This window comes from Epilithonimonas zeae (genome assembly GCF_023278365.1).
Classification (GTDB): domain Bacteria; phylum Bacteroidota; class Bacteroidia; order Flavobacteriales; family Weeksellaceae; genus Epilithonimonas; species Epilithonimonas zeae_A.
Genome location: NZ_CP075338.1, coordinates 1,632,407 through 1,645,942, shown reverse-complemented (window position 1 = coordinate 1,645,942; position 13,536 = coordinate 1,632,407). Strand labels below are relative to the sequence as shown.

11 protein-coding genes are annotated in these 13,536 nt (G+C 35.2%); 6 read left to right on the top strand and 5 right to left on the bottom strand.

Translation table 11 applies throughout. The annotated features are described in order from the left end of the window. The first annotated feature begins 97 nt into the window (after positions 1 to 97). The gene (locus KI430_RS07310; RefSeq protein WP_248877620.1) at positions 98 to 472 is read left to right on the top strand and encodes a Fur family transcriptional regulator; all 375 of its coding nucleotides are present in this window, start codon (positions 98 to 100) and stop codon (positions 470 to 472) included. Between the two features lie 4 nt (positions 473 to 476). Here the strand turns inward: KI430_RS07310 and KI430_RS07305 are convergent, their stop codons facing one another. From KI430_RS07305 to KI430_RS07295, 3 genes are all read right to left on the bottom strand, one after another. Then, the gene (locus KI430_RS07305) at positions 477 to 854 is read right to left on the bottom strand and encodes a hypothetical protein (RefSeq protein WP_248877618.1); all 378 of its coding nucleotides are present in this window, start codon (positions 852 to 854) and stop codon (positions 477 to 479) included. Between the two features lie 14 nt (positions 855 to 868). Then, on the bottom strand, positions 869 to 1,432 hold the full coding sequence (locus tag KI430_RS07300; RefSeq protein ID WP_248877617.1) for a DUF4256 domain-containing protein: 564 nt from the start codon (positions 1,430 to 1,432) through the stop codon (positions 869 to 871). A 118-nt stretch (positions 1,433 to 1,550) separates the two neighbouring features. Next, the gene (locus tag KI430_RS07295) at positions 1,551 to 2,126 is read right to left on the bottom strand and encodes a YdeI/OmpD-associated family protein (RefSeq protein ID WP_248877614.1); all 576 of its coding nucleotides are present in this window, start codon (positions 2,124 to 2,126) and stop codon (positions 1,551 to 1,553) included. 112 nt (positions 2,127 to 2,238) lie between these two features. Between KI430_RS07295 and KI430_RS07290 the strand changes: the two genes are divergently transcribed. The 3 genes from KI430_RS07290 to KI430_RS07280 all read left to right on the top strand — a co-directional run bounded on the left by KI430_RS07290 (position 2,239) and on the right by KI430_RS07280 (position 7,231). Next, positions 2,239 to 4,422, top strand: a complete 2,184-nt coding sequence (locus KI430_RS07290) for an outer membrane beta-barrel protein (protein WP_248877612.1) — start codon at positions 2,239 to 2,241, stop codon at positions 4,420 to 4,422. Between the two features lie 236 nt (positions 4,423 to 4,658). Next, a complete protein-coding gene (gene pafA, locus KI430_RS07285) occupies positions 4,659 to 6,305 on the top strand; it encodes an alkaline phosphatase PafA (RefSeq protein WP_248877610.1) in 1,647 nt (548 codons plus the stop codon). 161 nt (positions 6,306 to 6,466) lie between these two features. Next, positions 6,467 to 7,231, top strand: coding sequence for a TIGR02757 family protein (locus KI430_RS07280; protein ID WP_248878283.1), 765 nt, complete (start codon positions 6,467 to 6,469; stop codon positions 7,229 to 7,231). 97 nt (positions 7,232 to 7,328) lie between these two features. Here the strand turns inward: KI430_RS07280 and KI430_RS07275 are convergent, their stop codons facing one another. Beyond that, on the bottom strand, positions 7,329 to 8,201 hold the full coding sequence (locus tag KI430_RS07275; RefSeq protein WP_120214707.1) for a polysaccharide deacetylase family protein: 873 nt from the start codon (positions 8,199 to 8,201) through the stop codon (positions 7,329 to 7,331). Between the two features lie 476 nt (positions 8,202 to 8,677). On the opposite strand from KI430_RS07275, the gene KI430_RS07270 reads away from it, so the two are divergent. Further along, positions 8,678 to 9,346 carry a YceI family protein gene (locus KI430_RS07270; RefSeq protein ID WP_248877608.1) on the top strand — a complete coding sequence of 223 codons (669 nt, stop codon included), beginning with the start codon at positions 8,678 to 8,680 and terminating at the stop codon, positions 9,344 to 9,346. A 627-nt stretch (positions 9,347 to 9,973) separates the two neighbouring features. Next, positions 9,974 to 10,609 (top strand): NAD(P)-dependent oxidoreductase, encoded by a 636-nt coding sequence (locus tag KI430_RS07265; protein ID WP_248877605.1) that lies wholly within the window; start codon positions 9,974 to 9,976, stop codon positions 10,607 to 10,609. 29 nt (positions 10,610 to 10,638) lie between these two features. On the opposite strand, the gene uvrA is transcribed toward KI430_RS07265, so the two are convergent. Further along, positions 10,639 to 13,428 carry an excinuclease ABC subunit UvrA gene (gene uvrA, locus KI430_RS07260; RefSeq protein WP_248877602.1) on the bottom strand — a complete coding sequence of 930 codons (2,790 nt, stop codon included), beginning with the start codon at positions 13,426 to 13,428 and terminating at the stop codon, positions 10,639 to 10,641. Positions 13,429 to 13,536: the final 108 nt, after the last annotated feature.

The window sequence follows — 13,536 nt, the reverse complement described above, 5'->3', positions numbered from 1 at the left end:
TTTTTAGGGTAAATATTTTCCAAATGAAATTTAAATGCTTATTTCTTGCCAAAGTTAGGATTAATTTTTATTATTGCAACTAAATCGCATTAATAAAATGATAAGAAGAAATACACCTACGAAAGATGCCGTTTTAAATATTTTAGCAGATTCGAAAAAAGCAATGAGTCAGGAAGCAATTATGAAAAAAGTCGATATTAATATCGACAGAGCAACGGTTTATCGTGTCTTGAATAGATTTTGCGAAGACGGAATTCTCCACCGTATTGTTGCTGAAGATGGAAAACAGTATTTCGCAGTTTGCATCAAATGTGATGAAAAAAAGCAGGCAGATCATCATTTTCATTTCAGATGTACAAACTGTGAAACAATAGAATGTCTTCCGATTGAAGTTCAATTTTCTTTGGAGAATGGTTATTCTGTGAAAAGTGTGAATTGTATTTTGACTGGAGTTTGTAAAAGTTGTGCTTAATGATTTAACCAAGAGAATTTTTGCTTGTGTCAAAATCCTTAACCTGCTTTTTTGTAGCTAAAGATCGCCATGAGATTTCCAAAACTTCTGCGATAAGTTTCTTATCGTGACAATCTTTCCACATACATATATATGGGTAATTTTTAAAATGATCAGGCAAATGAAAAATTTCAGGAAATCTTTCCAGATAATGATTTCTTGCATCAAAGCCGATACGGATAGGAATAAATTGACCGCCGTCATGAAGCCGGCACATTAATTTTCCTCTCACTTTTACCGAAGGTGTTGCTTCGTGAGAAATACTTTCTTCGGTGCCGGGAAAAGTGAGTGCAATAGTTTTTACAAGATCAAAATCAGAATAATTATAATTAAACGGTTTCATAATTTATGTTGGTTTCAAACCTTCAAAACCCCACGGAAACCCCTCGCAGCATAATAAGATTCTGCGCCGTTGTGATAAAGGAAAACATTATTGTAACGTCTGTCGCAGAAAATAGCACCACCTAATTTTCGGATTTCTTCAGGTGTTTTTACCCAGCTCGATGTTTTCAAATCAAAATTTCCAAGCGTTTGTAATTCTCGGTATTGTTCTTCATTTAAAATCTCGATTCCGATTTCATTGGCCAGATCTATTGCACTATTCACAGGTTTGTGTTCTTTTCTGGATTTCAGCGCGTCTCGGTCATAGCAAAGACTTCGTCTGCCTTTTGGACTTTCTGCAGAACAATCGGCGAAATGATATTCGTCTGTTTTTTTATCGTAACCCACAACATCTGGTTCGCCATCGGTTCTTTCCATTTCGTTAAGTGACCACAATTTTTCAGGATTAGATTCTAGTTTTTTCTGAACATCTTCCCATTGGATGTTTTCGTGGCGTTTAGGGTTTTTCTCGAAACGGGTTTTCAGAATTTTGATTAATTCTTCCTGTTGTTCTGATGAAAGCCGAGGTTTATTTTTCATATTAATTAGTTATTTTTCACATATAAATATTTATCTCGCAGATTTAACAGATTATGCAAATTTTTTCTTCTATAGAATCTACAAGATTTGCTAAATCAGCGAGACTTAAAATATATCGTCAATCATTAATACCTTTTCCGTCTAAGATATTGGGGATTGATTTTTCGATTCTGGATTCTCTGGTTTTGGATTGTTTTGGGGCAGAAAAATGAATGAGATAAGCACGTTGTCTTCCGGGTGTCAAAGATTCGAACGCAGATTTCAGCTCAGGGCTATCATTTAGTTTGATTTGAAATTCTTCGGGAACTGGTGTTGCTTCTCTTTTGATTTCCACTTTTTCGCCACGTTCTTCGATCTCAACGGCTTCAAAAATATAATCTTTGATAATTGATTTTTTATCCAAAATATCCTGAACATTTTCAAATCGCATTTGTCTTCCAGCTTGTGTGTTTTCTCCCATTTTTACCAGAAGATTTTGAGAATCTTTCATCAATCCTCCTTTGAAAAACAGTAGCGCAAAATAGTCTTTAAAGCCTTGGATAATCACAATATTCTTACCTTGAAAAGAATAACACGGTTTTCCCCATTTAAAATCTTCTGCCAATTGACAGTCCAGAATAATGGTTCTCAATGCATTCATCTCATTTTTCCATTGTTTGGACTGATTGATGTGATCGTCAACTTTTGAATTCATTTTAAGAATATGTTTTTCCCAAATTTAATTAAAATTCGAATTAATATAAATTTAATTGATTATAGATGTAACATTTCTAGTGCGACGGTTGTCTTATAACTAAAACAAGACTATGAAATTATTGTTATCCTCCTTAGGATTACTCTCAACTACTTTATTACTAGCACAATCTACTCAAGATACTATAAAATCAAAGGAAATAGAAGCGGTCACAGTTATCGCCAAAAAACCGACTGTACAAAGTAAAGCCGACAGAACTGTGTTTAATGTTGAAAACAGCTCTATTCTGGCAGGAAATACCACTTGGGATATTGTGAGAATGACGCCACTGGTTAGTATTGATAATAATGATAATGTGAGGGCAGAAGGGGAATCGGTAACGGTTTACATTAACGACAGAAAGTCTGTTTTTACAGGTAAAGAACTGAAGGAATACCTCAAAACAATTCCTGCAGATAATCTTATGAAAATCGAAGTGATTACAAGTCCATCTTCCCGTTATGAAGCGACCGGCGCAGTGATCAACATCGTTCTGAAAAAACGAGATGATGAAGGTTTGAAAGGAAGTATTTCTTTAACCAATACTCAGAATACCAAGAATAACCAATACGGAAGTTTGAATTTGAATTACCATAAAAAGAATTTCACACAAACTTTTACAGGAAGTTATAACGATAATGTTTTTATATCAAAAAGTTCTAACGACTATTCCTATTATGCTAATAAAAACAGACAGTTAATCGATTCTGAAACAGCTTACAAAAACAAAAATCCGTCTTTTTCTTCGACTTCAGAATTTGAACTGAATGAAAAAAATAATATTGGACTTGTCCTGGAATATTTCCGTGGCGACAATAGTTCAGATTCCGATTCATATACAAGGTTTTATGATGATAATACTTTTAAATATTTTAATTATCAAAACACCCTGGGCAAAAACCTGAACAATACTTTGGGAACCAATTTGTTCTACAAATATTATGATAAAGAGAAAAATAAAATTTTAGATATTAATTTTGGATTGAATTACGATTCGAGTGAAGGCTCGACAGACCGAATTCTTAAAACGGCTAATTCATCTTATGTGAAACCTGAAGATTGGGAAAACAAACCGGCGATTGAAAGAACTTTGATTGATAACAACACACAAAACAGAAATTATTATATTAAAGTCGATTACACAACGCCACTTGGGAAAGGTGGAACTTTGGAAGTCGGTGGAAAAGCAAATTTCAATAATAATGTGATTCCCAATACTTATCAGGATTTAACAAAAAATACCCGACTGAATAGTGATTTCCATTATTCGGATAATATCAATTCACTTTACTTTACCTACAGCAAAACGTTTTTTGAAAAACTGGAAACAAGGGTTGGTTTGCGCTACGAACATATCAATTATAAAATCAGAGAAAATGTTGGAAACCAAGGAAGAAAAGATTCTTACGGAACATTTTTACCAAACCTTCTAGTGAAATATGCTTTTTCTCCAAACTATGATTTGAGTCTAACCTACAATCACAATCTCTGGAGACCGTGGTATTCGGAATTTAATCCTTTTGAAGTGCCGAATAATAACGGCATCTTCTACCGAGGAAATATGGAATTGCTTCCAAATCCAAGTGATAGAGTGGTACTGAAATTTGGATTGTTCAAAAAATATTTTATCTCCGCCAGATATATGTTTACAGACCAGGACTATTGGGAAAATTACAGACAGGAAACCGATGCGGAAGGAAATCTCAAGACGATTGTTTTTCCAGATAACTTCAAAGGGAAAGTTGAAAAATTCTATTTGTTCGCCAACACCAATCAGAATCTTTTCAAGAATAAACTCAATGTCAATTTTGGAATTGGTTGGTATTATATTGACAACAGCGATTTCAACACAAGAAATGGATTAAGTACTGAGAATAATTACATCAGTTATATTGGCGGTTCGACGAATTTGTCTTACACCAATTTATTTAATAAAAATATTAACCTGAGTGCTTGGATGAGTGTTGATAATCAAAATAATGGAAATTCTGTTGCAAACAAATATAACTACTTTCACAACTTTTCTGTAACCAAGATTTTCCCTGGTGCGCAGATAGAAACCAGTCTACAATTTATGAATATTTTCAAAAGACCAAGTATGACGACTACCACTTACAGCCAAATAGGAACTTTTAAAAACTTTAATCGTTGGGATTGGTATGGTGTATCGCTAACGTTTGTAAAACGTTTCGGAAACCAAAAAGTAAAAGAAAATACAAAAACTGATGTCGAGAAAAATTCCGGCGGCGGAAAATAGAATTGTTAAATTTTATATTGATAGGACGGGCAATTGCTCGTTCTTTTTGTTAAAGATAAATCGAAAATCTTTGATGAGTGAAACACCTTTGCGAACCTTAAAAATATTTTCAATAAGTTCAAAAAAATATTTGCGCTCTTTTGCGTTTAAAATTCTAGCAAAATAAATTTTAATAAAATTTCACATCCCAAAACTTTTGAAAGCCGTAAATTTGGGACTCAATAAAAAGTAAATCAATGTTCAGGAAAATTCAGATTTTCGTTTTGGCGGTGGCCACATTCGGAAATGTCAGTGCACAAAAATCAAAATTAAATTCAGGGGAAAGACCAAAACTAGTTGTAGGACTTGTTGTAGACCAGATGCGTTGGGATTATCTCTACCGTTTTGAAAAGAAATTTGGAGAAGGCGGTTTCAAGAGATTGTTGGGAGAAGGTTATTCATTCAATAACGTTCATATACCTTACATCCCAACCGTTACAGCCATTGGTCATACTTCCATTTATACTGGTTCTGTGCCTTCCATTCACGGGATTGCCGGGAACGACTGGACGGACAAAGCGACAGGGAAGAACGTTTATTGTACAACCGATGACAGTGTCAATCCGGTTGGAACGGATAATAAAAGAAACGGAAGTCATTCTCCAAAAAATCTTTGGTCCACAACCATTACAGACCAACTGAGAATTGCCAGTAATTTCAGGTCAAAAGTCGTTGGAGTTTCTTTGAAAGACCGTGCTTCGATTTTGCCTGCTGGTCACAATCCGACGGGTGCTTTTTGGTTTGATGATTCTGCCGGAAACTTTATCACGAGCTCTTATTATATGAATGAATTGCCGAAATGGGTAAAAGATTTCAACGACCAGAAAGTTCCTGAAAAATTGTTGGCAAACGGTTGGGAAACAGCTCTGCCAATTAATCAATATACTGAAAGTACAGCTGATAATGTAGAATGGGAATATCCTGTAGGAACGGCAAAAGAACCGGTTTTTCCATATAAAAATCTTTTATCAGATTATGCGACTAAAAAAGGCGTTATCAGAACAACACCTTTTGGAAATACTTTGACGCTCAAATTTGCAGAAGCAGCTTTGGATAATTATGCTTTAGGAAAAGGAACTGAAACAGATTTTCTGGCGATCAACTTAGCTTCTACGGATTATGTAGGACATTCTTATGGTCCCAATTCTATCGAAGTTGAAGATACTTACATAAGATTAGACAGAGATTTGGCGGCATTTTTCAAAATGTTGGATGAGAAAGTAGGAAAAAATGATTATTTGGTTTTCTTGTCTGCTGATCACGGAGGTGCAAATGCAGAAGGATTTCTGAGAGCTAACAAAATTCTAGGCGGTTTCTTCGACGAAGGAATGGAAAAAAATCTGGGTGCAGAATTGGAAAAGAAATATGCCAATTCTAAATTGATTCTCGGAATCGATAATTATCAAATTTATCTGAACCAGAATCTCATCAAAGAAAAAAACCTGGACGAAGAAGCGATCAAGACCACTATCATCGACAATCTGAACAAAGATCCAAGAGTTTTGTACGCTGTAGATTTGAAGAAGATTGGTTCATCAGCGATTCCGGAGCCTATAAAATCCCGAGCGATCAATGGCTACAATTGGCAGAGAAGCGGCGATATACAAATCATTTCTCACGATGGGATGCTGCCGACTTATGCTAAAAAAGGAACAACACACAGCGTTTGGAATTCCTACGATTCGCATATTCCATTGATTTTTATGGGCTGGGGAATCAAACATGGCGAGAGCAATGGTGATTATTATATGACCGATATAGCACCGACAATCTCCGCACTTCTCCACATCGAATTCCCAAGTGGCGCCGTTGGAAAACCAATTACGGAAGTGATTGGAAGATAAACAAATAGAAGTTAGGTATTAGAGTCTAGATATTAGATTTCAAATCATTAATTTACTAAGTCGCAAATGTTTTCAATAAGAACTTTGCGACTTTTTGCTTTTCTATAATTAAATTCTTGCGCCTTGGCGATAAAAACAATTCGTATTTTTGAACAATGAATTTGAACGAAAAAGACATTTTCGATTTGCTGAATGAAAAAGCAGAACTTTACAATTCTCCGGATTTTATTACTGATGACCCAATTCAGATTCCGCATCGTTTTTCTTTGAAACAGGACATTGAGATTTCAGGATTTCTATCTGCAAGCATTGCGTGGGGAAACAGAAAATCGATTATCAATGATGCCAACAAAATGATGGAATTAATGGGGAGTTCACCATACGATTTTGTGATGAATTTTACTGATTCTGATTTAAAAAAGATTCCACAAAAAGCCATTCACAGAACTTTCAACCACGAAGATTTTATTTTCTTCCTGAAGAATTTTAAAAGAATTTATAACCAATTTGAAAGTTTGGAAGATGCATTTCTGATTAATGAAAACGAAATCAATTTCTATCATTCTATCGAACGTTTCCGTAATCATTTCATTTCTGAAAAACATCGTGGACAAAAACACGTGAGTTCACCTTACAAAAATTCGGCTTCCAAAAGGTTAATAATGTTTTTGCGATGGATGGTTCGGAAAGATAAAAAAGGCGTTGATTTTGGAATTTGGGAAAAAATTGAACCGAAGTTTCTCTCCGTTCCGTTGGATGTTCATACAGCCAATATTTCAAGAAAATTAGGAATACTAACCAGAAAACAAAACGATTGGAAAGCGGTGGAAGAATTGGATTTGATTCTTAGAAAATATAATGCTGATGACCCGGCAATTTATGATTTTGCCTTATTTGGACTCGGTGTTTCTAAGGAATTTGAATAGGATTTAATCACAAAGACACAAAGGTCTCACTAAGAAAACAACTATTTAATTTGTGAACCTTGTGAAAAAACTTTGTGTCTTTGTGGTTTAAAAAAAATTATTTCAAGATATCATTAATCCCAGGATAATCCGATATTTTTCTAAACTCAAAACGGTTGCTGTTCTGCAAGCCGGAAATAAACAAATCCAATTCTTTAACCGAATCGTCATCCTGAAGATATTGGTCGTGCGTGAGAAAAACCAAATGTCGGGAAGTCTTTTCCAAATCATTGAAAAATATACTGTCCACGCGTTTTGCCATTTGTTGATGAGAACCTTTCAGTTTCATTGTATTGTCAGGTTTCCATTCAAGATCCCACCCAACCAAAACATAACCTGCTCTTTGTAATTCGTCTGCGGCAGTTTTAGAGCTTTTGATATCGGTATTATTGATGTCAGAAGTTCTCCAGATATTCCGTCCAGGGGTTCTCGCATATTTGTTTTTGAATTTTAAACTGTCCTTAGCCCGGTCAAAATCGTGAACTACTTTCTCAGGGTTTTTATAAAATTCAGAGTATTTGTTTTCTGCGTGAGAATAGCTGTGATTGGCTAATTCTACCAATTCGTGAATTTCTAATTCTTTCAGGTTTTTAGCTTGTGTTTTGCTATCATAAGCGTGTTTTCCTACGATGAAAGATGTTACAGGGATCTGATATTTGTTGATGATTTTCAGAAGGTTTTCTGTTCCTTTATTCGGACCATCGTCAAAGGTCAGATAGATGTAACGTTTGTTTGGGTCGTCGGGAATCTCCGGTTTTGTGGAAATCACTTTTGCTGTTTTGGGGACAACTTTTTCTGAATGTGTTTTTGAACTTGCTACCTGTTTTGATTTTTTGTTACAGGAATTCAAAAAAAATACTGCGCTAACGATTAAAGCAGCAGTCCCAAGAAAAATCAAATGATTTGATTTTTCAGCAAAAGTTTTTTTCATTGGAAGTAAAAGATTTTATATTGTTAAAAAATGTTAATTAAGTTAAAATTTAGAATCAAATCTAATGCCTAAAGTTGATATTCTTGAATTTTTATTAAAATATTTTTGTATTGATAGTCAGTTAGTTATTGTTTTGTGTCGTTTTTTTTTGATAAATGAAATATTGTGTTAAATTTGAATGAGAATTAAAGCATAGAATCTTATGCAGCCCGACTTATCTCAAAATTCTTATTTATTTTTATTTTGAATCGGTGAACCAGTGCGTTAGGTTTGAAAGGAGCTCATTTTTTGTGGCTGGAATTTGGCATTGGCAAAAAATAGCGGGAGTGGAAGGCGGATAAAGCTGCCCAAATATAAAGATTCGACAAGGTGAAATAATTAAAGCGATAGACTTTATTGATATACATCAATGCGGTGTCTAGGTTTAAGGTCTTTTTTTTCTGCAAGAAAACAATAATTAATTTAAAATATTATCTATGAAAAAATTAACGGTATTAGCATTGGCAAGCGCTGCTTTGATGTTTACAGCTTGTAACGACAAAAAAGAAACAGTAAAAGATGCGCAGGAAGTTGCAGCAAAAACTGGTGAAGCTTACAAAGTAGATTTGGCTACATCAAAAGTGGATTGGAAAGCTTTCCACAAGGGAGGTTTTGCACCAAGATGGGGAACACTTAACCTGAAATCTGGAGAAATTACAGTTGAAAATGATGCGGTAACTTCTGGAGATTTTGTAATCGATATGACCACTTTGAAAGTTGATCCTGCGTCTGTAACAGAGGCTGATAAAAAACCGGCTGACCTGGAAGCTCACTTAAAGAATGAAGATTTCTTCAATGTTACTAAAAATCCAACTTCTGATTTCAAAATTACTTCTGTAGCGGATTTGGCTGGAGAACTTCCAAAAGATGCCGTTGCTGGTGCTAACAAAACTGTGAGCGGAAACTTGACATTGTTGGGAAAAACACTTAACGTTTCTTTCCCTGCGAAAGTGACTGTTGCTGAAGGTAAAGCGGCTATTGAAGCTAAGTTTACTGTGAACAGAGCAGATTGGGGAATCAAGTTCGGGACTGACGAGACGGATCCGGCTGAATGGATGATCAGCAAGGACATCGAAATTGGCATCAATGTGAATGCTGCTAAATAATAAAATCTGAAAATGGAAAGAAGGACTGTTTCGAGAGAAACAGTCTTTTTTTTGTATAATGATTGATTTTAAGATTTTAATTCTCGCAGATTGTTCAGATTTCGCAGATTAAAAATGCTAAAATAAAACTGCTTGATCAAAAAACCTGCGAGAAAATTATTTTTAATAAAGGCTAAAAAGTTTTGAAGATAAAAGAACCGACTCTTTAGAAGCCGGTTCAGTAGATAAAAACATCTCATTTTTTTAGTTAAACAACAACAAAAAAGGACAGCCGACAATGCTATCCTTTAAATTTTTATATCAAATTTAATTTGAGTAATTCCGATTGGGTCAAAAGCAAATTTTGTAATCATTTCCTAAATCCTATTGTAAATTTAGAAATAAAAACCATACCATTTGTAAACTAAATGTTAAAATTTCATACTTATCCACATTTTTTTGTGGATAACTCATAATCATGCTCTTTTCTGTGAAAATGTAAAATAATTTTATATTTTTGCTCCATTACAATCTCTTTATAAAATATCACATTTTATCAGCCTTGTTTCTATAAAGGCCTGAAATATTAGGAATCAAATCCGTTGATTCCCACAATTTTTTATTTTCTAATATAATAAAGAGAACATTATGAAACTATATAAAATCGCCTTGATTGGCGGAACAGGAAAGGCAGGAAGCTTTCTTGTAAAGAAACTTATTGAAAAAGGTTACCAAATCAAATTACTATTAAGAAATCCAGATAATTTTTCTAACCAAAATCCATTAATTGAAGTTGTAAAAGGCGATGCAAGGGATTATGATTCTATAAATGAATTAATAGAAACTTGCGACGCTGTAATTAGTACAATCGGTCAGCCAAAAGGAGAAAAATCAATATTTTCTGATTCAACAAAGAATGTTATTCAGTCTATGAATTCTAACAGAATCAAAAGATACATCGTGATAACAGGATTGAATGTCAACACTCCGTTTGATAACAAGAATGGAAAAGTAAAAATGGCTACCGAATGGATGTATCAGAATTATCCTGAAACAACTTTGGATAAACAAAAAGAATATGAACTTCTGGTAGAAAGTAATCAGGATTGGACCTTGGTAAGATTACCTCTGATAATTCAGACTGATGAAAGTTTTAAAACTGAAACTAATTTATATGATTGCATTGGTGAAAATATTAGTGCTAATGATTTATCGGAATTCCTGATTTCTCAGATTGAAGATGAAACTTATTTTAAGAAGAGTCCGTTTTTATATAACCTATAAAAGAAAGAGAGTCGTAATGACTCTCTTTTTTATTTTAATTTCTCCGCAATATACTTCGCTGTAAAAGACTTTTTCTCTTTAATCAAATCTTCAGGTGTTCCCGTAAAAACAATCTCGCCACCGTATTTTCCGGCATTGGGACCAACGTCGATAATGTGGTCGGCACATTTGATAATATCAGGCTGATGCTCAATTACTACAACGGAATGTCCTAATTCTATCAATGCCTGAAGCGATTTTAATAATTTTTTGATATCGTGGAAATGCAAACCTGTTGACGGTTCATCAAATACAAATAACGTTTTGTCCGTCGTTACACCTTTCACAAGGAAAGAGGCTAACTTCACTCTCTGCGCTTCACCTCCGGAAAGAGTAGAAGAGGATTGACCTAATTGTAGATAACCTAAACCAACATCCTGAAGAGGTTTTAATTTGGTTGCTATTTTCTCTTCGTGGTTTTCCTTGAAGAATTCCAACGCTTCGTCAACGGTCATATGAAGGATATCCGAAATATTTTTCTCGTCGTATTTGATCTCGAGAATTTCTTTTTTGAAACGTGTGCCGTGGCAATGTTCACATTCCAGCTCGATGTCCGCCATAAACTGCATTGAAACGGTGATTACTCCGTCACCTTTACATTCGTCACATCTTCCGCCATCTACGTTGAAAGAAAAATGCTTTGGTTTCAGACCCTGAACTTTTGCAGATTTCTGTTTCGCAAAAAGGTCACGGATGTCATCGTATGCTTTCAAATAAGTAACAGGATTAGAGCGGGACGATTTTCCAATAGGATTTTGGTCAATTAATTCGATATTCTGAATCAATTTTGAAGGAAATTCCACCGAATCGTAATCCGCTTTTTTTCCACCCATTCCCAACTGAATCTGAATCGCATTCGTCATCACTTCTTTCATCAAAGTCGATTTTCCACTTCCGGAAACGCCAGTGATAACTGTCAGACATTCCAATGGAACATTGACGTCAACATTCTTCAGGTTATTTTGACGAGCACCTTTTATTGCGATGTATTCTTTTGTTTTTCTTCGTTTTGTGGGAACTTCAATTTCCAAATCGCCATTCAGATATTTTGCGGTCAAAGTATCCGCTTTCATCATTTCCTTATAATCGCCGCTGAAAACCAAATCTCCACCAAGATAACCCGCTTCCGGACCAATATCGATGATGTAATCGGCTTCCCGCATTACATCTTCATCGTGTTCTACAACGATTACTGTATTTCCTAAATCGCGCAATTGTTTCAAAACACCAATCAGATTTTCGGTATCTCGGGAATGCAGACCAATACTCGGTTCATCCAAAATATAAATCGAACCGACCAATGAACTTCCTAAACTAGTCGCAAGATTAATTCTCTGACTTTCTCCACCGGAAAGCGTGTTCGAGGTTCTGTTTAGAGTCAAATAACCCAAACCAACTTTCGTCAAAAACTCTAATCTGGTTTCTATTTCGTAAGTCAATCGTTTCGATATTTCTCTGTCGTGATCGTTGAGCTTTAAAGATTTGATTAATGGAAGCAACTCGTCCAAAGGCAATTCAATCATCGACTGGATATTGTGTCCATCGATTTTTACCCAACTGGTTTCTTCTCGCAATCTAAGACCTTCACACTCGTGGCAAAGTGTTTTTCCACGGTAGCGGGAAAGCATTACTCTATACTGGATTTTATAAAGATTTTCCTCCAGCATTTTGAAAAAATTATCAATGCTTGGGAAATTTCTGCTTTTGTCGCCTTTCCACAGATATTGTTTCTGTTCTTTGGTTAATTGATAATAAGGCTTATGGATAGGGAAATCCTTAGCTTTTTTGATAAAATCCTTTTTCCATTCGCTCATACTTTCGCCTTTCCAGGAAGCAACTGCATCCTCGTGAAGCGAAAGGTTTTTGTTTGGAATTACCAAATCTTCATCAATTCCAATCACTTTTCCATAACCCTCACAAGTCGGACAAGCGCCGTAAGGATTGTTGAAGCTGAAATAATGAACATTTGGTTCGTTGAAAACGATGCCGTCTAATTCAAATTTATTTGAGAATTCACGAATTTTTCCTGTGTCTGTATTTTTAAGTGAACAATAGCCGTGACCTTCGTAGAAAGCCATTTGGATAGAGTCTGCCAAACGTTGCAGGAAATTCTCATCTTCCTCATAACTGAATCTATCGATGACCAAATTAATCGTCATATCTTTTTCCGGCGTGAATCCGAAAGATTCCAAATCCTCAATCCCGGCAAGATTTCCATTTACTTCTAACCTCGTGAATCCTGAAACTTTAAGGGTTTTGAGCAATTCAGCAAATATTTCTTTTTCAAATGTCAAGGGCGTCAAAAGTAAAAAGGTTGAGTCTTTTTTAGATGTCTTGATGTAATCAATCACATCTGTCACGCTGTCTTTCTTCACTTCTTCTCCCGAAACAGGGGAATAAGTTCTTCCAACCCTCGCAAACAGCAATTTCATATAATCGTAAATCTCCGTAGAAGTTCCAACCGTAGAACGTGGATTGGACGAAATTACCTTTTGCTGAATTGCAATTGATGGCGCCAATCCTTTGATGTCATCAATCTTCGGTTTCTCCAATTTACCTAAAAACTGACGTGCGTAGGAGCTTAAACTTTCCACATAACGCCTTTGCCCTTCCGCATAGATCGTGTCGAAAGCCAAAGACGATTTTCCACTTCCCGATACGCCTGTAATCACAATCAGCTTGTTCTTTGGAATCAGAACATCTATGTTTTTCAGGTTGTTAAGGTGTGCGTTTTTAACGAAAAGAAATTTCTTGATATCGATGTCGGTTGTTGTAGCCATAGTAAAAATAAGACCCACAAAATTACGCAAAATTTAATCGTTTTCGGGTAAGTTTTTGGATTTAAACTATTAAGATTTTCTTAATAAATTTTAGTAGCTTAACTCGGG